We start from the raw sequence: 21,212 nt of genomic DNA, 5'->3' as shown, positions 1-21,212 counted from the left end.
GCTTTGGGGGCATTATGGACGCGTCAATTTTGAGGTCAGTCATAGCAAAGGCAATTGGCTTAGATACAGAATTCGGTACGCAAAAGAATTTGAAAAAGCTTCTCGGTGCCCTCAATAACCTCACATCAAATCCTTCTGATCCGTCTTATCAAACGGCATTTTCTGAAGCTTTTAAAGAGGCAAAGCTCAGTTTTGCTAAGATGAAGTCTCATTTGACTCCGGGAGATTGGGACAGGCTAGAAGAAATTGGTGGTAAGCAGGACTTTGACTCGTATATTATCGATAAGATTGAAGATTCAATACAAGAAAACCCGGCGACGCCAGCTGTGATTAGAGATGAGCTTCAAGAGATAGTATCGGACCGCGACGACGAAATCGAAAAATATCGTATGCTGCTTGAGGGTTTGGAGCATTTTGGAATTGAAGATCCCGGAAATGACGTTGATCACGGTCAAGTGGGTTTTAAAATACCTCGAAAATTGTTTCAGAACGCCTTTTCCGTTTTTATAAATGAGCTCAATTTTTTGAAGGCGTTAATGCGCTTAATTTCCGAGGCTCAAGGTGAAAATCCGGAAGAAATCGAAGTCGGTGCGCTGTCTACTACTGATCCGGTAGTATGGCTAGTCGTTTCATATGGTGTTGCGAAGAGTATAGGAAAGTTGACAGATTGGGCGCTTGGGACATGGAAAACCGTTGAAGAAATTCGGAAAATTAGAGCTGAAACGTCTAAGTTGCAGGCATTTAAAGATGAAGAAGTTGAAAAGATATTTGGTCCGAAAATTGAGGAGCAAATCAACTTAGCTATCAAGACTAAGGTTGACGAGTTGACCCAGTCACTTAAACCTGCGGCTAGGAAAAATGAGGTCCGAAATGGCCTTAGCGTGACGCTTCGGCAATTTCTTGCGCGGGTGGAGCGTGGGCTAACTGTGGATGTCCGCTATCTACCTCCTCCTCAGGATGCTGATGTGGTTGGCGATGATGGGATGTCTCAAACTGAACGCAGAATGCAGGAAATTCATGATGTTGCCAACAATCTTGCCTTTAAGCGTCCGGCAGGCGAGCCTGTACTGAGGCTTGAGGCTGCGAATGATCAAGACGCACGACCATAACAAAAAAGAAGTACAGCAATACTTTACTAAGCTTCTGAATGTTAGGTCTGGCGTCATGGAAGACTAAGCCCCATGTCGAGCACGGGGGACGTGGTTGACGCTCGTTGCGAATTGCGGTGACAGGTGCATCAATCCCCAAAATCTAAGCCTAAGGCCGCAAGGGGAGCCAAGCCCCGTGTCGAGCACGGGGCGACGGTGGGGTGGTTTGGGTGGTTGTCTGCTACCACCTTCTATCTTTCACCCGCTGATTGCCTTGAGAACCCGCAAATCCAGAACACGCGTCGCCCCGTGCTCGACACGGGGCTTGGCTACTTGGCGTCGTCGTCGAGCGGGGCCTGGGTTTTGGGATACCATTGTTCCCACAGGTCCCGCCAATCGGGATTGTCCGCCTCGATCAGGGCGAATTTCCATTCGCGGCGCCATTTCTTGACGAGTTTCTCGCGGGCGATGGCAGGTTCGATTTCCTCGTGGCGTTCGGCATAGACCAGTCTGGTCTTGGCGAAGTCCTTTACGTGGATCGAGCCTTCGCCCTCGCGGTGCTGCCAGACGCGGCGGGTCAGGTCGGACGTGACGCCGACGTACATGCCGCCGCAGTAACGGTTTGCCATGATGTAGAGCCCGCCGCCTTTTTCCATGCTGGGGTTATGGCGGACGTTGGTGTGCGGGGGAAGCTTCGCAAGCTGTGCAAAGGACAGCCAAGCCCCGTGTCAAGCACGGGGCGACGAGGGGTTTGGTTTGGACTGGTTGGCTTTCGGCTTTCGGCTTTCGCCCATCTGCTCGCTAAGCAAATTTGCGCCTCCAACTCGCGTCGTCCCGGACTTGATCCGGGACTTGGCTTTTCGTCTGCGTTGGACGCGGGGAGGAAGCGGGACCCCGGGTCGGGGCCCGGGGTGACGGTGGATTTTAACATGGGGCAGAGTTTGCCGGTCTGTGCGTCAGTCCTGCAAGGTGACCTCGACAACCTGCTCGTTCAGCGTTGCCCCGCCGAAGATCGTCAGGAAGGCGATGTCAGCTGCGTCGCGGCCAACGCCGATGATCGCGGTTGTCGCAGGGTCGGCCATGCCGGTGGCGTCGACGAGGTGCCAGTCGCCAGCCAGCCAGACCTGGGCGAGGGCGTGGAAGTCTTGCGGGGTGACGTCGGGGCTGTAGGCGCTGACCATTCTCGCCGGGATGCCCAGGGATCGGACCAGCGCGATCAGGAGGTGGGCGTAGTCGCGGCAGACGCCTTCGCGGGCGTGGAAGGTGTCGAGCGCGGTGGTGCCGCCGTGGCTGGCGCCGGAGACGTAGGCGAGGTGGGTGGCGATCCAGTCGCGCACGGCCTCTACCGCCGCACCGCCGGTCAAGTGGCCGAACATGTCGACCGCCGCGGCGTGCATCGTGTCGACCGGGCAATAGCGCGAGGGGAAGAGGTATTCGAGGACTTCGCCGGGCAGGGCGGTGAGGCTGTCGGCGGCGAGGCTGGGGAGTGTGGCCGGGGTGCGGTCGATGGCGACGGTGGCGTTGTAGGCGACGGTGAAGGCGGTCTCGGGTGCGAGCCACAGGCGTTCGCCAAGGCCATCGTGACCGGGGACGACGTGCGCCACTCCCGGCGTGGTGGTGAAGCTGGCCTTGAGAACGCGCTGGCCATCGGTCTGTGCCGCGCCGATCTGCATCAGCACGGGGGCGGGGCCGGTCATCGCATAGTCGAGCTTTACGGCTATGTTGATGGCCTGTGGCACTGGGCCGATGGTCTTGGTCAGGGGAAGGTTCCGGCGCTGGAGGATGCGGAAGCCGCCACCAGCGCCGCAGTCCCTCAGTTAGCGGTGCGGGCCCGCTCTGCAAAGAGCCAGGCGAGCAAGGCGGTGAGCAGGATCGACACGATGTTCTGTGGGAGCGACGCGCCGTCCTGCGTGATCTGGTGCGTGGCGGTGGAGACCAGTTCGAGCGCGATGAAGCCGTAGCATGCGAGCTGGCCGACGCGGCTGAAGCGCGGGCGCAGGAGGGCGACGAGCAGGGCGGCGACAAGGCCTATCTCGATCACGCCGACGAGCTTGCCGAGCCAGTCGGGCAGGTGGACGGTCCAGGCGGTATGCCTGATCAGCTCCTCGCGCGAGGAGAAGGCCTTGTGCCAGCCGACGAAGCCGTGGAAGGCCGAAAGCAACAGCGTCAGCACGAGCATGAGGGCAAGGCGGACGAGCGCTGGAACGCGAATGGCAGGCATGTTTGTTTCTCCCCCTGATTTTTAGAATCGAAAGTCTAATATGAGATTTGGGCGTGCGCAATCGGGCTTTGCGGCGCCGAGGTGGACGGTCGGTCGGGCATGCGGTTTTGACGACGGGTGCGAGTTGCGGTATGACGCATCCATATCGGAGCAGGACCGTGCCGCCATCGGTGCGCCGTCCGCCCTTTGTGCTTGCGAAACGGTTGACGTTGTAGTCGAAACCGCCTAATCGCGCCTTTCACTCATTTCCGGGCAGAGTCTGCACAATCAGGGGTAAACTCCTGAAACCCTGCAGAAATCCCGGTTTTCCCGAGTGAGTTTTCGCGATGAGATAGGCGGCGTGAGCGATTCGCGCGGCCTGTGGAGCAAACGGAGAAGCAAGTGGCTCGTATTGCCGGGGTCAACATCCCCACCAACAAGCGCGTGATCATCGCGCTGACCTACATCCATGGTATCGGCTCGTTCAAGGCCAAGCAGATCGCCGACAAGCTGGGTATCGAACATACCCGTCGCGTTGCCGATCTTTCGGACGCAGAGATCCTTCAGATCCGCGAAACGATCGACGCCGAGCACACCGTGGAAGGCGATCTTCGCCGTGAAGTGGCGATGAACATCAAGCGTCTCATGGACCTCGCGTGCTACCGTGGTTTGCGTCACCGCAAGGGCCTGCCGGTCCGCGGCCAGCGCACCCACACCAACGCCCGCACCCGCAAGGGCAAGGCCAAGCCGATCGCCGGCAAGAAGAAGTAAGACCTTTCAGGTCCTTCTTCCGTCCCCAGTTTCTCGAGGATAGAAAAAATGGCACGCGAACCTCAGCGCATCAAGCGGCGCGAGCGCAAGAACATCACCAGCGGCATTGCGCACGTCAACGCCAGCTTCAACAACACCATGGTGACCATCACCGACGCACAGGGCAACGCCATCTCGTGGTCGTCGGCCGGCATGATGGGCTTCAAGGGCAGCCGCAAGTCGACGCCGTACGCCGCGCAGGTCGCTGCTGACGACGCCGGCAAAAAGGCTGCGGAACATGGCGTCCGCACCCTCGAAGTCGAAGTCAAGGGCCCCGGTTCGGGCCGCGAGAGCGCCCTGCGCGCCCTCCAGGCGGTCGGCTTCACCATCACGGCGATCCGTGACGTGACCCCGATCCCGCACAACGGCGTTCGTCCGTCGAAGCGTCGTCGCGTCTGATCCTGCCTATGGTGGATGGGGCGCAGGTACCGGCGCCCCTTTCACCCAATACCTCGACCGGAGCCGGGAATTAAGCATCCCGGCAACCGGCAAAAGCCCGCACAAACCCCAGGGGAATTCCATGACTGTCAACATCAAGAACTGGCAGGAACTGAAGAAGCCCAACAATCTCGAGATCAAGCCGGGCAACGACGCCAAGCGCCGCGCGACCTTCGTCGCCGAACCGCTGGAGCGTGGCTTTGGTCTCACCCTCGGCAACGCGCTGCGCCGCGTGCTGCTCTCCTCGCTTCAGGGCGCGGCGGTCACCTCGATCAAGATCGAGAACGTCCTTCACGAATTCTCGTCGCTGGCCGGCGTCCGCGAAGACGTGACCGACATCGTGCTCAACGTGAAGCAGATTGCCCTCAAGATGCAGGGCGAAGGCCCCAAGCGTCTGCAGCTCTCGGCCACCGGCCCGGGCGAAGTGAAGGCTGGCGACATCGCCGTCACCGGCGACATCGAGGTCATGAACAAGGACCTCGTGATCTGCAATCTCGACGAAGGCGCGACGTTCAACATGGAACTGACCGTCGACACCGGCAAGGGCTATGTCCCGGCCGTGTCGAACCGTCCGGTTGACGCACCGATCGGCCTGATCCCGGTCGACTCGCTCTACTCGCCGGTCCGCCAGGTTTCGTACAAGGTCGACAACGCCCGTATCGGTCAGGAGCTTGACTACGACAAGCTCAACCTGACGGTCGAAACCGATGGCACGATCACCCCGGAAGACGCCGTGGCCTATGCCGCGCGCATCCTCCAGGACCAGCTCGCGCTGTTCGTCCACTTCGATGACCAGGTGCCGGTCGGCCACGTTCCTTCGGTTGCCGGTGGCGTTGCCGCCCATGCGCCGGAAGAGAGCGATGCCAACCAGCTCAACCGTTACCTTCTCAAGAAGGTCGACGAACTCGAGCTGTCGGTGCGTTCGGCCAACTGCCTCAAGAACGACAACATCATCTACATCGGCGACCTGGTCCAGAAGACCGAAGCCGAGATGCTGCGCACGCCGAACTTCGGCCGCAAGTCGCTCAACGAGATCAAGGAAGTCCTCTCGTCGATGGGCCTGCGCCTCGGCATGGACATCCCCGGCTGGCCGCCGGAGAACATCGAAGAGATGGCCAAGAAGCTCGAGCAGGAATTGCTGGGCTGAGAACTTGCGCCCCCGCGAAGTCGGGGGCCTCGTTCGGACAGGCGCTGATCGGCCTGAGGCCCCCGCCTTCGCGGGGGCGCAGTGCAAGAGGTGCTGAAGTTCCGCCTTCTTTGGAAGGCAAGGGTGACTTGGCGGCAGCCCGAATTCGCCGCCTGGATCGGGGTACCTCGCACGGCCCCCCTACGAACGGAAGGAAAGACACATGCGTCACAAGCTGGGCCAGCGTAAGCTCGGTCGTACCTCCTCGCACCGCATTGCGCTGCTGCGCAACCTCGCTGCGGCTCTGATCAAGCATGAGCAGATCACCACGACGCTGCCGAAGGCTCGCGAACTGCGCCCCTACATCGAAAAGCTGATCACGCTCGGCAAGAAGGGCGGACTTTCGAACCGCCGTCTCGCCCACGCCCGTCTGCTTGACGCTGCGCAGGAGCAGAAGCTGTTCTCGACCCTCGCCGAGCGTTATGCCGACCGCAACGGCGGCTACACCCGCATCATCAAGGCCGGTTACCGCGCTTCGGACGCCGCTCCGATCGCCGTGATCGAGCTGGTTGATCGCGACACCTCGGCCAAGGGCCAGGACTCGGGTCCGGTGATGACGGCTGATGAGGACGAATACGAAGCCGCGTAATCCGCGCTTCGGTTCGACCGACGAGATTGACGGGCGGGGCCGCTGGCTCCGCCCGTTTTTCGTTATGGTTCCGCTCGCATTTCGTTTCGGGGGCTTGTGCGGCACTGGGAGGTGGCTAGTTTCCGGTGCAACCGAATGATTCACCGGAAAGCCTTCCCATGCCCTTGCGCCAAGTCCTGCTCGCCACTGCGGTGGCGGCTGTTGCCATGTCGTCGTCTGCCCATGCAGGAGATGCCGCGTTGAAGTACCCCACGACCGAGCGCGGGCCGGTGGTCGAGACGTTCTTCGGCGAGACTGTGGCCGATCCTTATCGCTGGCTCGAAGCGGATGTGCGCGTCGACAGCAAGGTAGCGGCTTGGGTCGATCAGCAGAGCAAGTTTACCGATGCATACCTCAAGGCGCTGCCGGAGCGCGCTGCGTTCGAGACCAAGCTGACCAAGCTGTTCGATTTCGAGCGTTATGGCCTGCCGGTGAAGGCAGGAAAGTTCCTGTTCTTCCGGCACAACTCCGGCCTGCAGAATCAGTCGGTGCTTTATGTGCGCAATGCCGATGGCAGTGGCGAGCGGCGGGTGCTGATCGATCCGAATGGCTGGGCCAAGGATGGCGCGACCGCGCTGGACGAGTGGGTGCCGTCACCCGATGGCAGCAAGGTTGCCTACACCGTGCAGGACGGTGGCACGGACTGGCGCTCGGTCAAGGTGATCGACGTCGCGAGCGGCAAGGTGCTGTCCGACACGATCGAGCACGTGAAGTTCTCGCGGCTCGCCTGGGCGGGCAATGATGGGCTGGTCTATTCGCGTTTCCCCGAACCCAAGGCGGGGGAGGCGTTCCAGGCTGTCAGTTCCAACCAGTCGGTGTGGTATCACAAACTGGGCACCGCGCAGGGTCAGGACCAGCAAGTCCACGCCACGCCCGACAATCCCCGGCTCTACCATTCGGGCGAAGTGACCCACGACCAGCGCTGGCTGGTGGTCTCGACGAGCACTGGCAGCGAGAAGGGCAATGCGGTGGGCGTCGCCGCGATCGGCAAGGGCGACTGGAAGGTTCGCCCGCTGATCACCTCTTTGGCTGACGAGTGGACGCTGGTCGAAGGCATCGGCGACCGGCTGTGGTTCATGACCAGCAAGGATGCGCCGCGCAAGAAGGTGGTCATGGTCGACCTTTCGGGCGCCGAGCCGGTGTTTACGCAGGTGGTGGCCGAGGACGAGGCGGTGCTGGACGGTGCGCACATTGTCGGCGACCGGTTGGTGCTCAATTACTTGCGCGACGTGAAGGCCGAGATGCGGGTGACCGGTCTTGATGGCCGGGGTTCAACAACCGTAGCTTTGCCGGGCATCGGCAGCATTGCCGGCGTGGTGGGCGAGCCGGGCGAGGCCCAAGGCTACTTTGCGTTCAGCGGCTTCACCCAGCCGGCCACGATCTATGCCTTCGAACCAGCGAAGCCGACTTCGGCCAGCGTCTGGGAAGCACCGAAGCTGGCGTTCGATCCGGCGCAGTTCGAGACGCAACAGGTCTTCTATCCTTCCAAGGACGGGACGAAGATCCCGATGTTCGTGGTGCGGCGCAAGGATCTCAAGGGGCCGGTGCCGACGATCCTCTATGGCTATGGCGGGTTCAATGTCTCGATCCTGCCGGGCTATTCTCCGGCACGCATGGCATGGCTGCAGGCGGGCGGGGCCTATGCGGTGGCGAACCTGCGGGGTGGCGGCGAGTACGGCGAGGCGTGGCACCTCGCGGGCAAGGGGCCGACCAAGCAGAACGTGTTCGACGATTTCATCGCGGCCGGCGAATGGCTCAAGGCCAACGGCGTGACCAGCAAGGACGGACTGGCCGTGGAGGGTGGGTCGAACGGTGGCCTGCTGGTTGGTGCGGTGGTCAACCAGCGTCCCGATCTGTTCGCGGCGGCGCATCCGGCGGTCGGCGTGATGGACATGCTGCGCTTCGACAAGTTCACCGCCGGGCGCGAATGGGTCTTCGACTATGGCTTCCCGGAGAAGGAGGCCGACTGGCGCCTGCTGCGCAGCTATTCGCCCTATCACAACGTCAAGGCGGGCACGGCCTATCCGGCGGTGCTGGTAACGACGGCGGATACGGACGACCGCGTGGTGCCGGGGCACAGCTTCAAGTATGCGGCGGCGCTGCAGGCGGCAGGGCTTGGGCCGAAGCCGCAACTGATCCGCATCGAGACCCGCGCCGGACATGGATCGGGCAAGCCGGTATCGAAGCAGATCGAGGAGAGCGCCGACGTGTTTGCGTTCCTCGCGCATTGGACGGGGCTGACGCCGCAGCAGTAATACGCCCTCGGGCCATCTCCCGCCTTGCATTGTCCTGTGCTAAGGCATTGGCAACGATGATGTGGGAGATGGACAGGACCTTGCGCCGCCTGCTGGGCAGCGCGGTTGGGCTGGCAGTGATGCTGTCGGCGCCGTCTGTTCATGCGAACGATTCCGAGGCTGCTTTTCCGGAGAGCGCCGGTGGTGGCAGCGCTGCTGTGGTGGCGCCGAAGCTTGTCCTGCCGAGGACGGCATACCCTGCAACCCGAAGCGATGCGGTGGTGGAGCAGGTGTTCGGGCAGCGGGTGTCCGACCCGTTCCGCTGGCTGGAGGCCGACCCGCGCAGCGATCGTGCCGTGGCGGGGTGGGTGGCCGAGCAGAATGCCCTGAGCAGCAACTATCTGGCGAAGTTGCCGGGGCGCGAGCAGTTTGCCGGTCGCATCCGGGCCCTGTTCGACTTCGAGCGCTATGGCCTGCCGAGGAAGGCAGGGCGGAGCTACTTCTACTCGCGCAACAGCGGGTTGCAGAACCAGTCGGCATTGTGGGTGCGCAAAGGTGTGGGCGGCAAGCAGCGCCTGCTGATCGACCCCAATGGCTGGAGCGCCGATGGATCGCTGGCGCTGGCGCAATGGGAGCCTTCGCCTTCGGGGCGATACGTTGCCTTCGCCGAGCAGGAAGCCGGCAGCGACTGGCGCACGCTGCGGGTGGTCGAAGTGGCCAGCGGGCGCGTGCTGGACGAACGCCTGCAGTGGGCAAACGATACCGAGATTGCGTGGGTGGGGGAGGAGGGTTTCCTCTATTCGCGCTTTCCGACGCCAAAGGCGGACGAAGATCCTCGCGCGCCACGGTTCAACAAGGCGGTATGGTTCCACCGGGTCGGCACCGGGCAGGAGCAGGATGAACTCGTCTACGCGACGCCCGCGCATCCGGAGTGGAGCCACAAGGCCCTGGTGACCAGTGACGGGCGCTGGGCCGTGGTGGTGAGTGAAGTCAGCACCGACAAGCGCAACGCCGTTCAGCTGATCCAGCTCGAAGGCAAGCGGAAGGGCGAGTGGAACGTGCAGCCACTGGTGCCGGACATCGCCGACCACTGGAAGCTGGTTGCGGGCATGGGCGACCGGCTGTGGTTCCTGACCGACCGCAGCGCTGCCAACTATCATCTCCTCAGCATCGATCTGGCCCGGCCGAAGCAGGGCTGGACCGTGGTCGTGCCCGAGCGCGGAAACACGCTCGAAGGCGCGCGCATGATCGGTGACCGCTTCCTTCTGTCATACTTGCGGGACGGACAGACGGTGGCGGTGATGACCGATCGCAAGGGCAAGCCGGGCAAGGCGATCACCCTCAACGGCATCGGCACGGCAAGCGGGTTTGGCGGACGTCCCGGCGATCCTGAGACGTTCTACCAGTTCACCAGCTTCAACATGCCGCCTGCCATCTATCGCATGGATCTGCAGACGGGGGCGGTGACGCCTTTCGCGGTGCCGAAAATGGCGTTCGATCCGGCCGACTACCTGATCGAGCAGATGCAGTATCCATCGAAGGACGGGACGATGGTGCCGCTCTATGTCGTGCGCAAGAAGGCGCTGGCGGCAGCCGGCAAGCCTGTGCCGACGTTGCTATACGGCTATGGCGGTTTCGATATCGCGCTGACGCCGGGCTATTCGCCCGTGCGCATGGCATGGCTTGAGGCTGGCGGAGCCTTTGCGCTGGCGAGCGTGCGCGGCGGTGGGGAACTGGGGCGTGGCTGGTATGAGGCGGGGCGGCGCGACAGGAAGCAGAACAGCTTCGACGATTTCATCGCGGCGGGCGAGTATCTGGTGAAGGAAGGCATCGCGGCGAAGGGCGGGCTGGCAATCCAGGGTGCTTCCAACGGCGGTTTGCTGGTGGGGGCCGTCGTCAACCAGCGGCCGGACCTGTTCGCCGCGGCCAATCCCGATGTCGGGGTGATGGACATGCTGCGGTTCGACCGGTTCACGTCGGGGCGCTTCTGGGTGGACGATTACGGGCGACCCGATCGCGAGGAAGACTGGCGAACCTTGCGCAGCTATTCGCCCTATCACAACATTGCGGACGGAAAGCCTTACCCCGCCATCCTTGTCACCACCGCAGACAACGACGACCGCGTGGTGCCGGCGCACAGCTTCAAATATGTCGCGGCTCTGCAATCATCTGACATTGGCGAGAAGCCGCACCTGTTGCGCGTCGAGACGCGTGCGGGGCATGGCGCAGGCAAGCCGGTCGAAAAGGTGATCGGCGCGGGGGCCGACGTGCTCGCCTTCCTGGCTTACTGGACGGGATTGCAGGCCACTGTGGCCCCGAATTAGCGTTCAGCTTTCTTCCAATCTTTCTGAACAATTGCTGTCGGTGCGGTTCAGCGTCATCTCACGGCGAATCAGGCAAACCTTCATGCGTGGCGGGAAAGGCCCGCTGAGTTGAAGGATCTGAGCCATGAAGACTTTTACCAAGGCCCTGGTCGGAACTGCTGCCGCCGCTGCGGTCGCGGTGTCTTCGGCCTCTCCGGCGGTTGCCCGCGATCACCGCGGCGGGATTGACGGAGGCGACATCATTGCGGGTGCGCTGGTGATCGGTGGCATCGCCGCGATCGCTGCCGCTGCGAGCAAGGACAACAACCGCTACGACTACGACCGCTATGGCTATGGCGACGATTGGCGCGGCCGCGATGGCTGGAACGATGGCCGCTATCGCGACGGCTACTATGGCCGGGGCAACCCGCGCCAGGCGATCGAGCAGTGCGTGCGCACCGCCGAACGCAATGCCTCGCGCTACAGCTATGGCCGGGCGGACGTCACCGACATCCGCGACGTGAGGAACACCCGCTGGGGCTATGAAGTGCGCGGCCGCATCGCGGTGAACACGCAGGGCCGCGACTGGCGCGATGGTGACCGCTACTACGGCCGGGGCTGGGGCGGCGACTATCGCGGCTGGGACAACTCGCTGCGCGGCTACGACAGCGGTTCGTTCAAGTGCAAGGTCGAACGGGGCCGGGTGGTCGACCTCGACTACAGCGGCATTCGCGGCCTCTGAGGAATGACAAGGCAGGCGGTTCAGGCATCGGAAAGCCTGGGCCGCCTAGCTTTGTTCGCATGACGGGCGCCGACTGCCTGCCAACGGATCGGGGCAGGTGGTCGGTCGAGGAGGGATGATCATGGCGGGACGGTTTTCAAGAATGGCGCTGGCAATGGCCGCACTGGCGACGACCGCGTTGCCGGTGGCTGCCGAGGCGCATGGCGGCGGCTGGAACCGTGGCGGCTGGGGCGGACGCGGCTGGCACCGCGATCGTGGCGGCATCGACGGCGGCGACGTTCTCGCGGGCATCCTGATCATCGGCGGGATCGCGGCGATCGCCACTGCAGCCAGCAATGCCCAGAAGAAGAACCGGAACGCGCGCGAGGATGACGGCTATCGCTACCGGCCCGAACAGGACCGCAGTGACGACAGGACCGACGACTGGCGCGACCGGAATGATCGCGGTTCCGGTTCCAGTGCGCGTGGCTTGAACGATGCCGTGGAAGCCTGCACTGCCGAAGCCGAGCGCAGCGGCGAGATCGAGGAAGTCTATGACGCCACGCGCAACGGCGATGGCTACCGGGTTTCCGGCACCTTCCGCAACGGCGACCGCTTCTCCTGCGACGTCGGCCGCGACGGCGGCGTTCTGCTGGACCTGCGAAAGGGGCGCATCTGACATTTCGGCGGCTGTGTTTCTTTTCGTGATCCCTTGCGGCGGGGGCCTCGTCTGATTATCGGCAGGGTGATCTCGTTTTCACAGAGGATACCGGCCCATGACCACGTTCGACGATCGCGAGAAGGCATTCGAGGCCAAGTTCGCCCATGACGAGGAAATGCTGTTCCGCGTCCATGCCCGCCGCAACCGTCTGCTGGGCACTTGGGCTGCCGAGCGCATGGGGCTCGATGCGGCAGAGACCGAGGCTTATGCCAAGTCGGTCGTCCAGGCTGATTTCGAGGAAGCAGGCGACGAGGACGTGATCCGCAAGCTGCTGGGTGACCTGATCTCCGCCGGGATCGACACCGACGAAGCCGAAATCCGCGCCGCGATGGACGCCAAGCAGGTCGATGCGCGCCGCCAGCTGATGGGCGAAGTCTGATGGCGATGCAGGCCGCCGAGATCGAGGCAATGATCCGCGCGGCCTTGCCCGACGCGGACGTCGAGATCACGGACCTTGCCGGCGACGGCAATCACTACGCCGCCCGCGTGGTTTCTCCCGCCTTTGTTGGCCTGACCCGCGTCAAACAGCACAAGCTGGTCTATGACGCGTTGGGCGGGCGCATGGGTGGCGAACTTCACGCCTTGCAACTGACCACTGCCGTTCCCAACTGAGGGCGGAAAGGAAACCGATCCACCATGTCGACCGAGCAGCGCATCTCCGAAATCGTCAACGGCAACGACGTCGTCCTGTTCATGAAGGGCACGCCGCTGTTCCCGCAGTGCGGATTCTCCAGCAAGGCCGTGGCCATTCTTGAGCACCTGGGCGTGGAGTACGCTTCGGTGGACGTGCTGCAGGACATGGAGATCCGCAGCGGCATCAAGGCTTACTCGGACTGGCCGACGATCCCTCAGCTCTACGTCAAGGGCGAGTTCGTGGGTGGTTCGGACATCATGATGGAAATGTTCCAGGCGGGCGAGCTGCAGCAGCTCATGGAAGAATCGGGCGTCAAGGCGGCCTGATCTTCCAATCACCGGCAAACGATGAGGCGCGGTCGGCTTTGCCGGTCGCGTCTTTTTCTTGGCCAGTATCTTTCGGCTGTATCTGTCGGAAGGTCCCGGGAGAGGCGGAGCCATAGAGACCGGGGGGACTGGCTCCGCCTCGAGAAGAAGCTACTCTTCGGGACGACAAGAGATAAGCAGGTTCCGTGCCAGTTTGCGAAAATGGCTTGAATCCGGCATTTTCGGGCGCGTGGGACACAGCCTGTCTCAAGCACTTGTAAAGTGAACCGACAATTCTTGCAGGCTTGGCAACAGCCTGATCGAACGACATGATAGCCGCGATGGAAACCCATGATATCGAGCCCGAAAACTGGCTCAGCAAGACGACACCGGCGGCAACGATCGTCATCTTCCGGCACGATCCTGCCGGTGGCGCGCCGCAGTTGCTGATGGTCGAGCGCAATGCGAGCCTCAAGTTCGCAGGCGGGGCGACGGTGTTTCCGGGCGGCAAGATCGACCCCGCAGACCGCGAACTGGCCGCACGGCTTGGTGGCGAGATCGACGACATGGCGGCACGCATCGCTGCCATCCGCGAAACGCTCGAGGAGACAGGGCTGGTCGTCGGGATCGAAGGCGAGGTCGACGGCAAGCTTGCCGCCGAGGCGCGTCGGATGCTGGTATCGGGCGGCGATCTTGCGCCGGTCATGGACGCATTCGGCTGGACGATTGCGCCCGAGCGGCTTGTGCCCTTTGCGCGATGGTGGCCAAAGCACCGGACTGAAAGAATTTTCGACACCCGCTTCTATCTCGCCGATCTCGGCACGGGGGCCGTGGATATCGAGGTTGATTCCACTGAGAACCGTCACCTCTTCTGGGCCAGTGCGCAAGGTGCGCTCGATCTGGCCGAGCAAGGCCGGATCAAGGTGATCTTCCCGACACGCCGCAATCTGGAGCGGCTGGCGATGTTCGCCAGTTTCGAGGAGGCGCGCCTTCACGCCGAGGCGACGCCCATCGGCACGATCAGTCCCTATCTTGAAGATCGCGATGGGCAGCGTTGGCTGATGATACCGGATAATCTCGGTTACCCGGTCAGGGGCGAGCCACTTGAGATGGCGCAGCGCGGCTGATCGGGGCCTAGCGGACTCTACTTACCCAGCACTGCATGATCCGTTTGCAGGTGGGTGGCATTCTGAGGTTCCGAGGAGCCATCATGTCGGGATTGCCACTTCTGTCTGCCGAATTGCCTGACGCCTTGTTCGAAGACCCTTCGGCCAAGGCAGCAAGACTACGGCCTGCCCATGCGGCGGATGCACCGGTCAGCTCCCCCGTTCATGCACTACAGCATGAAATTGCCGCAGGGTGGAACGCGGAAGCGCCTGGTGATTCGCATCCGGCCAAGGCGCCCGGCTGGGTCCGGCTGGCATTTCCGGTGTGCAGCTCCCTCATCTTGTGGTTCGGAATCATAGGCTTTGTTCGTTCGCTGATGTGAAAATTCGTGCCGTAACGAATTGTTGAGAGGCTTGAGCAATGATCAGGCTTATGCGTAGTCCACTCGACATGCTGACCCCTGGTCAGATCGCCCGCTCCGCCCGCTTCGTTGCGCTCGCGACCGCGATTGCGCTCGGTTACGGATATGTCACCAATACGCTTACGCTGACGACAGCCGGGGTCGGATCGTTCTTCCTCGCCTGTTCGCTGCTGCTCTGCGCGCCGCGCCAGCGCGCGACTGAGCTGCTTGGTGCTGCGACGGTCTGGCAGTGCTTTGCCGAGTTCCTGTCGACCGTGCAGAGCGGCCATTTCGCGATGTGGCGACTGTCTGTTTCTATTGCCACCTTGGGATGCGTAATGGCGGTGATCCGCGTGCAGCATCTGCGCGACCTGACGCGCCATAGCCCCGATACGCGGCTCGCCGATCTCGATCGTCGCACCGTCGGCGGAATCGGGGTGATCCCGCGCACGGACGCGCAACTGGCCGAGCTCCGCCACGACGAGGCAGCCTGATCGCCCCAAGCGACAGGGCCTTACGTCACAAAGGGTTTCCGCAGGCGTTGCCAGCAACACACTGTCGGTTATGCTGAAGCCAACCGAAAGGAAGGCTGATGCGAGTGATTTTCCGCTTGGTTGCAACGGCTTTGACCGGCGTGGCCCTGTCTGCGCATGCCGCCCCGGGGCAGGACGCGGTCACGCTGCTGCAGCCCGATGCCGTATTCGATGGCGAGACCGCGGTTCTGCACAAGGGCTGGTCGGTACTTGTGCGGGGCAATCGCATCGAAGCGGCGGGACCGAGCGTTGCCGCTCCGCCAGAAGCGTCGGTTATAGCGCTTCCCGGCACCACGCTGATGCCCGGCATGATCGAGGGGCATTCGCACCTCTTTCTCCACCCTTACAATGAAACGCCTTGGGACGATCAGGTCCTGCATGAATCGCTGGCGCTGCGGACGGCCCGCGCGACAGTCCATGCGCGCGTGACGCTGATGGCGGGGTTCACAACTGTGCGCGACCTCGGCACCGAAAGCGCAGGATATGCCGATGTCGGGCTGAAGCAGGCGATCGAGCAGGGTATTGTGCCGGGACCGCGGATGCTGGTGGCAACGCGGGCGATCGTCGCGACGGGCGCCTATGGGCCGCGCGGTTTCGAGCCAGGGGTTGCGGTGCCTTTGGGCGCTGAAGAGGCGAGTGGTCCTGACCTCGTCACCGTGGTGCGGCGGCAGATCGGAGCGGGCGCGGATCTGGTGAAAGTCTATGCCGACTACCGCTGGGGGCCGGGCGAACCAAGCCGGCCGACATTTACCGAGGGCGAGCTGAAGGCAGCGGTGGAGGCCGCGCATAGCGCCGGGCGAGAGGTGGTTGCCCATGCGAGTACCGCGGAAGGCATGCGCCGGGCGGTCGCGGCAGGTGTCGATACAATCGAGCATGGCGATGAAGGCACGCCCGAGGTCTTTGCCGCGATGAAGGCCAAGGGGATCGGCTTCTGCCCGACCTTGGCGGCAGGCGATGCCATCGCGCGTTATCGCGGATGGAACGGATCGGCTCCCGTGCCCAAAGGCGTTCAGGAAGGGTTCGATGTCTTGGCCAAGGCGCGCAAGGCAGGCGTCGCGATCTGCATGGGCGGCGACGTCGGCGTCTATGCCCACGGTGACAATGCGCGCGAGGCAGAGCTGATGGTCAAGGGCGGGATGTCTCCAGCCGAAGTGGCGATCGCAGCGACGTCGGGCAACGCCAGAATGTTCGGGATCGGTGACAGGCTGGGCGCGGTGAAGCCCGGCATGCTGGCCGATCTCGTCGCGGTGGAGGGCAATCCGCTCGCGGACATCTCGGTAATCCGCAAGGTCTCGCTGGTGATGAAGGACGGGGTGCTATGGAAGGGGCCGGTGGGGCGTTAAGCCTTCTGGCTGGCCTTCGGCTCGGGGAGCATGGCTGACGCGAGAGCCTTGTAGTCTTCGCAGTCTGAAGTCCCTTGCAGCCGGTCCTGGAGCGCGCGGTAGTGTTGCAGGACAGCGATGCCCAAGGCCGTGACCTTCGCGCCGCCGCCCTTGGCGCTTCCGGGGGAGGTTTCGACCAGAGGTTCTGCCCAGCAGCGGTTCATGGCATCTACCAGCAGCCAGGCGCGGCGGTAGCTCATGTCCATGGCGCGCGCCGCAGCGGAGATCGAGCCTTCGCGGACGATCGCATCGAGCAGGTCGGCCTTGCCGGGGCCCATGGCGATCTCGTCGCCGCAATAGAGCTGAATCTTCAGTTTAAGGCGCTGCATGCGGCGAAATGTATCGACGCGGGGCTCAGGCTTGCAACTTGTTTCGGTCGCAACTAGGCCGCTGGCATGATCGCCGAAGTCGAACCGTTCCACGCCATTGCTGTCAGCCGCCTTGCCCATGACATGGAGGCGGCAGGTGCCAGTGTCATCCACATGGAGTTCGGGCAGCCGTCGACCGGCGCTCCGGCGAGGTCCATCGCGCTGGCGCACGAGGTGCTCGACAGCGAAGCGATGGGCTATTGGGAAAGCGTGCCGCTCAAGGACCGCATCGCCCAGAGCTATGCCGAGAACTATGGTGTGAGCGTTGAGCGCGAGCAGGTGATCCTCACGTGTGGTGCATCGCCGGCATTTGTCATGGCGCTTTCGTGCCTGTTCCGGCCGGGTGCGCGCATTGCCTTGGCGCGACCGGGATATGTGGCCTATCGCAATTCGCTCAAGGCCATGTACCTCGAACCGGTCGAGATGGAATGCGGCCCTGAGCAGCGGTTCCAGGTGACGGCGGCGGCTGTCGAGGCGCTTGATCCGGTCCCCGACGGGCTGATCGTGGCGAGTCCGGCCAACCCGACCGGCACGATCATCGAGCCAGCCGAACTGGCCGCGATCGCCGAGGTTTGCCAGCGCAAAGGCATCAAGGTGATCTCGGACGAGATCTACCATGGTCTGAGTTACGGCACCAAGGCGGCCTCGATGCTCGAGCATCTGCCTGACGCGGTGATCGTCAATTCCTTCTCGAAGTATTTCAGCATGGCGGGCTGGAGGCTCGGGTGGCTGGTCGTGCCGCCAGCGCTCATCGATGCGGCGCGGGCGCGGATGGGCAGCCTGTTCCTGACCCCGCCGGTGCTGGCGCAGAAGGCGGGGCTGATGGCCTTCGAGTGTCGCGACGAACTGGACGGGCACGTCGAGACATATGCGCGCAATCGGTCGATCCTGCTGGAGGCGCTGCCGCAGATGGGACTGGGGCGCATCGCGCCGCCCGATGGTGCGTTCTACATCTATGCCGACGCCAGCGAGTTCACCGACAACAGCCTTGCGCTGTGCGAGGACTTGCTGCGCGATACCGGCGTGGCGACTGCGCCGGGGATCGACTTCGATCCGGTCAACGGCAAGCGCTTCATCCGTTTCAGCTTCGCGGTGTCTACTCCCCTGGTCGAAGAGGCGGTGCGGCGTATCGGGCCGTGGTTTGCAGCGCGGCGCAAGGCCTAGTCAGGGGTCAGCACCATCTTGAGCGCGCCGGCTTCGCGCGCTTCGAACAGGCGATAGGCCTCAGCGCCCTGCGAGAGCGGCAGGCGATGGCTGATGTAGCGTTCGGGCTTGAGGCGGCCCGAGGCGACCAGCGGGAACAGCGCGGGTAGTTCCTCGGGCACCGAGCAGGTGCCGACGCGGAAGGTCAGGCCGCCGGCGAAAGCGCGTTCTAGCGGGAAGGGGAAGCGGCGCGACTGCTGGACGCCGATGACCGATACGGTGCCGCGCACCCGGACAAGACGCAGGGCCATGTCGACGGTTGCATCGGACCCGACGACTTCGACCACGCAGTCGAGGCGCTTGCTATGGGTGTCCTCCTTTATGCGGGCAGCGGCTTCGTCCGGGTGGAGAGCAATGGCTCCGAGGCCTTCGGCGATGGCGCGGCGTTCCGGCACAGGGTCGATCGCGTAGACCACGTGTGCGCCCATCACGAAGGCGCTTTCCACTGCCATCAGCCCGATCGGGCCGAGGCCGATAATGCCGACCGATGAACCGGGGCGGATGTCCGCCTGCCGCGCGCCGAACCATGCGGTGGCGAGGGCGTCGGTCATCATCAGCGCCTGATCGGTACTGACGCCATCCGGGATGGAGACGGCGTTCATGTCGGCAGCAGGGACCCGAACGGCTTCGGCCTGCGAGCCTTGCAGCTTTGCCGACAGGCCATAGCAGGCCGAGGCGTTGCTCTCGCAGGTGTTGACCACGCCCGAAAGGCACGAGCGGCACGATCCGCAACCGACTGCCGCCGGGATCATCACCTTCTGGCCGACCTTCAGTCTCTGCACACCGCGTCCAACTTCGACCACTTCGCCAACAGCCTCGTGACCGACGCAGAAGCCGACGTCCTCTGAGAAGCCGTGGCCGTGGTAGATGTGCAGGTCCGAACCACAGATCGAGCAGGCATCGACCTTGACGATGGCGTCCCGGTCAGACTCAGGCACGGGATCGGCCATCGCTTCATGGCGGATGTCGCGCGGGCCGTAGTAGCGCAGAGCCTTCACAGCGAGAGGCCTCCATCGACGACCAGTGTGTGGCCGGTGACATAGGATGCGAGCGGCGAGGCGAGGAAGATCGCGGCCCCCGCCATGTCAGCCGGCGTGCCCATCCGCCGCTGCGGGATGGCGGCAAGCGCCCCCTCCAGCCGTTGCGGGTTGGCCGTGGTGACCTTGGTCAGCTTGGTGTCGACCAAGCCGGGAGCAAGTCCGTTGACGCGAATGCCATCGGCGGCAAGCGCTTGGCCGAGCGTCTTGGTCAGGCTGATCGCGCCGGCCTTAGAGGCCGCATAGGCGGGATTGCCGATATTGGCCTTCAGCCCTGATATGGAACTGACGATCACGATCGAGCCGTTGCTCTGGCCGAGTTGTGCGCGGAACTTCATCGCGCAATGCATGACGCTGTCGAGATTGACGGCCATGACCTTGTCCCAGCCCTCGCGCGCGAACTCGCCTCGCTTGTAGATGACGGTGCCCTGGCACAGAACGAGTACGTCAAGCGTCGGGAAAGGTAGCGGGGCTGCAGCGATGGCATCCGGATCGCCGACGTCCACGCAGGTGTAGCCAAGGCCCGACAGGTCGGACCCGTCAGCAGGATCGTAGTCTGCGGCGGAGGCACGGGTGCCCCAGACGTGAACATGGGCGCCGCGCTGCCGGAATGCCTGCGCGATCCCGTTGCCGATGCCGCTGGAGCCGCCGACCACGAGGACGTTCCTGCCGGTGAAGTCAGTGTCGTCGATCATCGCTCTCCTTTCGCCCGCGTTCTTCGCGAGTCTCGCCGGCCAGTCTAACGACCCAATCGCGGGAGGGAAGGTGTGTCACATTTAATCGATTAATTGATCTTGACGGATCATGCCGCGCTATTGTCAGATCGTGTCATGATGGAATCGGAATTCGGTCTCGCGCATGCCAGCGCCATGCGTCAGTTCATCCAATTTGCCGATGAGGCCGGGCTGGATTTGCGCAGCCTTTGCCCGCCCGACCTCTATGCCCATGTCGAGCGGGCGGCGGAGGCAGAATGGCTGCCGGCCAGCGCTCAGGTTGACGTGCTGCAGTCCGCTGCAATCTCGTCTGGCCGCGAGGACCTCGGCGTTGCCTTTGCGATGTGGTGCAACATCCGGGGCTTCGGCCCGATCAGCCTGTTGTGGGATCATTGCGCAACGCTTGACGAAGCTACCCGCATCACGCGGCGGTACATGCATCTTGAAAGCGCGGCGATGCGATCGAGCACCGACATCACCGGGCATGAGGCTGCGCTGCGCCATGTCCTGATGGTGCCGGCACGGTTTGGCGGGGAACAATACCTCCAGGCGACGCTGACCCTGCAGCTGCGAATTGCTCGCATGCTTCTGGGCGAGGACTGGGTTCCGATCCGGCTTGAACTGGATCAGCCTGCGTCCAGTGGGGTCGGCCATCTAAAAGCAGTGTTTCGGTGCCCGATCGAGTTCGGTTCGGACCGCTGCGCGATAGTGTTCCGCAAGTCAGACCTGCATCGACCGTCGCCAAGGGCCAACCCCAATATGGTGCGTTACCTCGAGCAGCAGCTGGCGCAGGTTGACAGCCAATGGCCCGGAGACCTGCTCCAGCAGGTCCGCTACTTCATCGCGACAAACCTCGCCGAGCGGCGCGCCAACCTGCCGCACGTTGCCGGACTTGTCGGACTTTCGCCCCAAAGCCTGCAGCGGCGGCTGGCTGATCGCGGCACAAGCTTCGCGATCATCCTCGAGCAAGTGCGCAAGCAGACAGCGGACGAGTATTTTCGCACCGCACGCCGACCGAACCTGACCGAGCTGTCGTTCAGGCTGGGCTATACCGACGCCAGCGCGGCAAGCCGCTTCCTGCGCCAGCACATGTCGACCGGGGCAAGGGCGCTGATGGCGCAGAGTAGGCCCCGGGCGCAGATTGGTACGCAGCGGCTGGCGAGCTGACTGCGCATTGGGCTGCCGGTTCGGTGGCGGCGAA

Annotated in this window: 24 protein-coding genes; 18 read left to right on the top strand and 6 right to left on the bottom strand. The window is 63.2% G+C overall.

Going from position 1 to position 21,212, the window contains the following annotated elements; genetic code table 11:
- Window positions 1-14 precede the first annotated feature (14 nt).
- Window positions 15-1,109, top strand: a complete 1,095-nt coding sequence (locus I2488_RS12840) for a hypothetical protein (RefSeq protein WP_196276209.1) — start codon at window positions 15-17, stop codon at window positions 1,107-1,109.
- Between the two features lie 308 nt (window positions 1,110-1,417).
- On the opposite strand, the gene I2488_RS12835 is transcribed toward I2488_RS12840, so the two are convergent.
- The 3 genes from I2488_RS12835 to I2488_RS12825 form a co-directional block, all read right to left on the bottom strand.
- Window positions 1,418-1,744 (bottom strand): GIY-YIG nuclease family protein, encoded by a 327-nt coding sequence (locus tag I2488_RS12835; RefSeq protein ID WP_196276208.1) that lies wholly within the window; start codon window positions 1,742-1,744, stop codon window positions 1,418-1,420.
- Between the two features lie 300 nt (window positions 1,745-2,044).
- Window positions 2,045-2,827 carry a transglutaminase-like domain-containing protein gene (locus tag I2488_RS12830; RefSeq protein ID WP_343071066.1) on the bottom strand — a complete coding sequence of 261 codons (783 nt, stop codon included), beginning with the start codon at window positions 2,825-2,827 and terminating at the stop codon, window positions 2,045-2,047.
- Window positions 2,828-2,901: 74 nt separating this feature from the next.
- Window positions 2,902-3,309: a DoxX family protein gene (locus I2488_RS12825; RefSeq protein ID WP_196276207.1), complete on the bottom strand. Its 408-nt coding sequence runs from the start codon at window positions 3,307-3,309 to the stop codon at window positions 2,902-2,904.
- Between the two features lie 381 nt (window positions 3,310-3,690).
- Here I2488_RS12825 and rpsM point away from each other — a divergent pair, with 381 nt between their 5' ends.
- From rpsM to I2488_RS12750, 15 genes are all read left to right on the top strand, one after another.
- Window positions 3,691-4,059 (top strand): 30S ribosomal protein S13, encoded by a 369-nt coding sequence (rpsM, locus tag I2488_RS12820; RefSeq protein ID WP_196276206.1) that lies wholly within the window; start codon window positions 3,691-3,693, stop codon window positions 4,057-4,059.
- Window positions 4,060-4,107: 48 nt separating this feature from the next.
- Entirely contained in the window at window positions 4,108-4,497 is a 390-nt protein-coding gene (rpsK, locus tag I2488_RS12815) for a 30S ribosomal protein S11 (RefSeq protein WP_011446170.1), read from the top strand.
- A 121-nt stretch (window positions 4,498-4,618) separates the two neighbouring features.
- Window positions 4,619-5,683 (top strand): DNA-directed RNA polymerase subunit alpha, encoded by a 1,065-nt coding sequence (locus I2488_RS12810; protein ID WP_039335210.1) that lies wholly within the window; start codon window positions 4,619-4,621, stop codon window positions 5,681-5,683.
- Window positions 5,684-5,885: 202 nt separating this feature from the next.
- Window positions 5,886-6,311, top strand: coding sequence for a 50S ribosomal protein L17 (gene rplQ, locus I2488_RS12805; protein ID WP_196276205.1), 426 nt, complete (start codon window positions 5,886-5,888; stop codon window positions 6,309-6,311).
- 158 nt (window positions 6,312-6,469) lie between these two features.
- The gene (locus I2488_RS12800; RefSeq protein WP_196276204.1) at window positions 6,470-8,605 is read left to right on the top strand and encodes a prolyl oligopeptidase family serine peptidase; all 2,136 of its coding nucleotides are present in this window, start codon (window positions 6,470-6,472) and stop codon (window positions 8,603-8,605) included.
- A 119-nt stretch (window positions 8,606-8,724) separates the two neighbouring features.
- Window positions 8,725-10,908 carry a prolyl oligopeptidase family serine peptidase gene (locus tag I2488_RS12795; RefSeq protein WP_196276264.1) on the top strand — a complete coding sequence of 728 codons (2,184 nt, stop codon included), beginning with the start codon at window positions 8,725-8,727 and terminating at the stop codon, window positions 10,906-10,908.
- Between the two features lie 124 nt (window positions 10,909-11,032).
- Window positions 11,033-11,629 carry a hypothetical protein gene (locus I2488_RS12790; RefSeq protein WP_196276203.1) on the top strand — a complete coding sequence of 199 codons (597 nt, stop codon included), beginning with the start codon at window positions 11,033-11,035 and terminating at the stop codon, window positions 11,627-11,629.
- A gap of 121 nt (window positions 11,630-11,750) precedes the next feature.
- Window positions 11,751-12,287, top strand: a complete 537-nt coding sequence (locus I2488_RS12785; RefSeq protein WP_196276202.1) for a hypothetical protein — start codon at window positions 11,751-11,753, stop codon at window positions 12,285-12,287.
- Between the two features lie 97 nt (window positions 12,288-12,384).
- Entirely contained in the window at window positions 12,385-12,708 is a 324-nt protein-coding gene (locus tag I2488_RS12780; protein ID WP_196276201.1) for a DUF1476 domain-containing protein, read from the top strand.
- Window positions 12,708-12,941: a BolA family protein gene (locus I2488_RS12775; RefSeq protein WP_196276200.1), complete on the top strand. Its 234-nt coding sequence runs from the start codon at window positions 12,708-12,710 to the stop codon at window positions 12,939-12,941. The genes I2488_RS12780 and I2488_RS12775 overlap by 1 nt, the downstream gene beginning before the upstream one ends.
- Window positions 12,942-12,965: 24 nt before the next feature.
- On the top strand, window positions 12,966-13,289 hold the full coding sequence (gene grxD, locus I2488_RS12770) for a Grx4 family monothiol glutaredoxin (RefSeq protein WP_196276199.1): 324 nt from the start codon (window positions 12,966-12,968) through the stop codon (window positions 13,287-13,289).
- Window positions 13,290-13,609: 320 nt separating this feature from the next.
- On the top strand, window positions 13,610-14,395 hold the full coding sequence (locus I2488_RS12765; RefSeq protein WP_196276198.1) for an NUDIX hydrolase: 786 nt from the start codon (window positions 13,610-13,612) through the stop codon (window positions 14,393-14,395).
- A gap of 35 nt (window positions 14,396-14,430) precedes the next feature.
- A complete protein-coding gene (locus I2488_RS12760; protein ID WP_196276197.1) occupies window positions 14,431-14,757 on the top strand; it encodes a hypothetical protein in 327 nt (108 codons plus the stop codon).
- A gap of 68 nt (window positions 14,758-14,825) precedes the next feature.
- Window positions 14,826-15,269 (top strand): hypothetical protein, encoded by a 444-nt coding sequence (locus tag I2488_RS12755; protein ID WP_196276196.1) that lies wholly within the window; start codon window positions 14,826-14,828, stop codon window positions 15,267-15,269.
- Window positions 15,270-15,367: 98 nt separating this feature from the next.
- Entirely contained in the window at window positions 15,368-16,651 is a 1,284-nt protein-coding gene (locus I2488_RS12750; RefSeq protein WP_196276195.1) for a metal-dependent hydrolase family protein, read from the top strand.
- Here I2488_RS12750 and I2488_RS12745 read toward each other — a convergent pair.
- Window positions 16,648-17,019, bottom strand: coding sequence for a winged helix-turn-helix domain-containing protein (locus tag I2488_RS12745; RefSeq protein WP_196276194.1), 372 nt, complete (start codon window positions 17,017-17,019; stop codon window positions 16,648-16,650). The genes I2488_RS12750 and I2488_RS12745 overlap by 4 nt on opposite strands.
- 66 nt (window positions 17,020-17,085) lie before the next feature.
- Here I2488_RS12745 and I2488_RS12740 point away from each other — a divergent pair, with 66 nt between their 5' ends.
- The gene (locus I2488_RS12740; RefSeq protein ID WP_196276193.1) at window positions 17,086-18,222 is read left to right on the top strand and encodes an aminotransferase class I/II-fold pyridoxal phosphate-dependent enzyme; all 1,137 of its coding nucleotides are present in this window, start codon (window positions 17,086-17,088) and stop codon (window positions 18,220-18,222) included.
- Here I2488_RS12740 and I2488_RS12735 read toward each other — a convergent pair.
- Complete coding sequence (locus I2488_RS12735; RefSeq protein ID WP_196276192.1) at window positions 18,219-19,259, bottom strand: alcohol dehydrogenase catalytic domain-containing protein; 1,041 nt, start codon at window positions 19,257-19,259, stop codon at window positions 18,219-18,221. The genes I2488_RS12740 and I2488_RS12735 overlap by 4 nt on opposite strands.
- Complete coding sequence (locus I2488_RS12730) at window positions 19,256-19,993, bottom strand: SDR family NAD(P)-dependent oxidoreductase (RefSeq protein ID WP_196276191.1); 738 nt, start codon at window positions 19,991-19,993, stop codon at window positions 19,256-19,258. The genes I2488_RS12735 and I2488_RS12730 overlap by 4 nt, the downstream gene beginning before the upstream one ends.
- A 135-nt stretch (window positions 19,994-20,128) precedes the next feature.
- On the opposite strand from I2488_RS12730, the gene I2488_RS12725 reads away from it, so the two are divergent.
- Window positions 20,129-21,178, top strand: coding sequence for an AraC family transcriptional regulator (locus tag I2488_RS12725; protein WP_196276190.1), 1,050 nt, complete (start codon window positions 20,129-20,131; stop codon window positions 21,176-21,178).
- Window positions 21,179-21,212: the final 34 nt, after the last annotated feature.

It is taken from the genome of Novosphingobium jiangmenense (assembly GCF_015694345.1).
In the GTDB taxonomy this organism is placed as follows: Bacteria; Pseudomonadota; Alphaproteobacteria; order Sphingomonadales; family Sphingomonadaceae; genus Novosphingobium; species Novosphingobium jiangmenense.
Note: the sequence above shows the minus strand (reverse complement) of the source record. Positions and strands in the feature narration are given on the sequence as shown.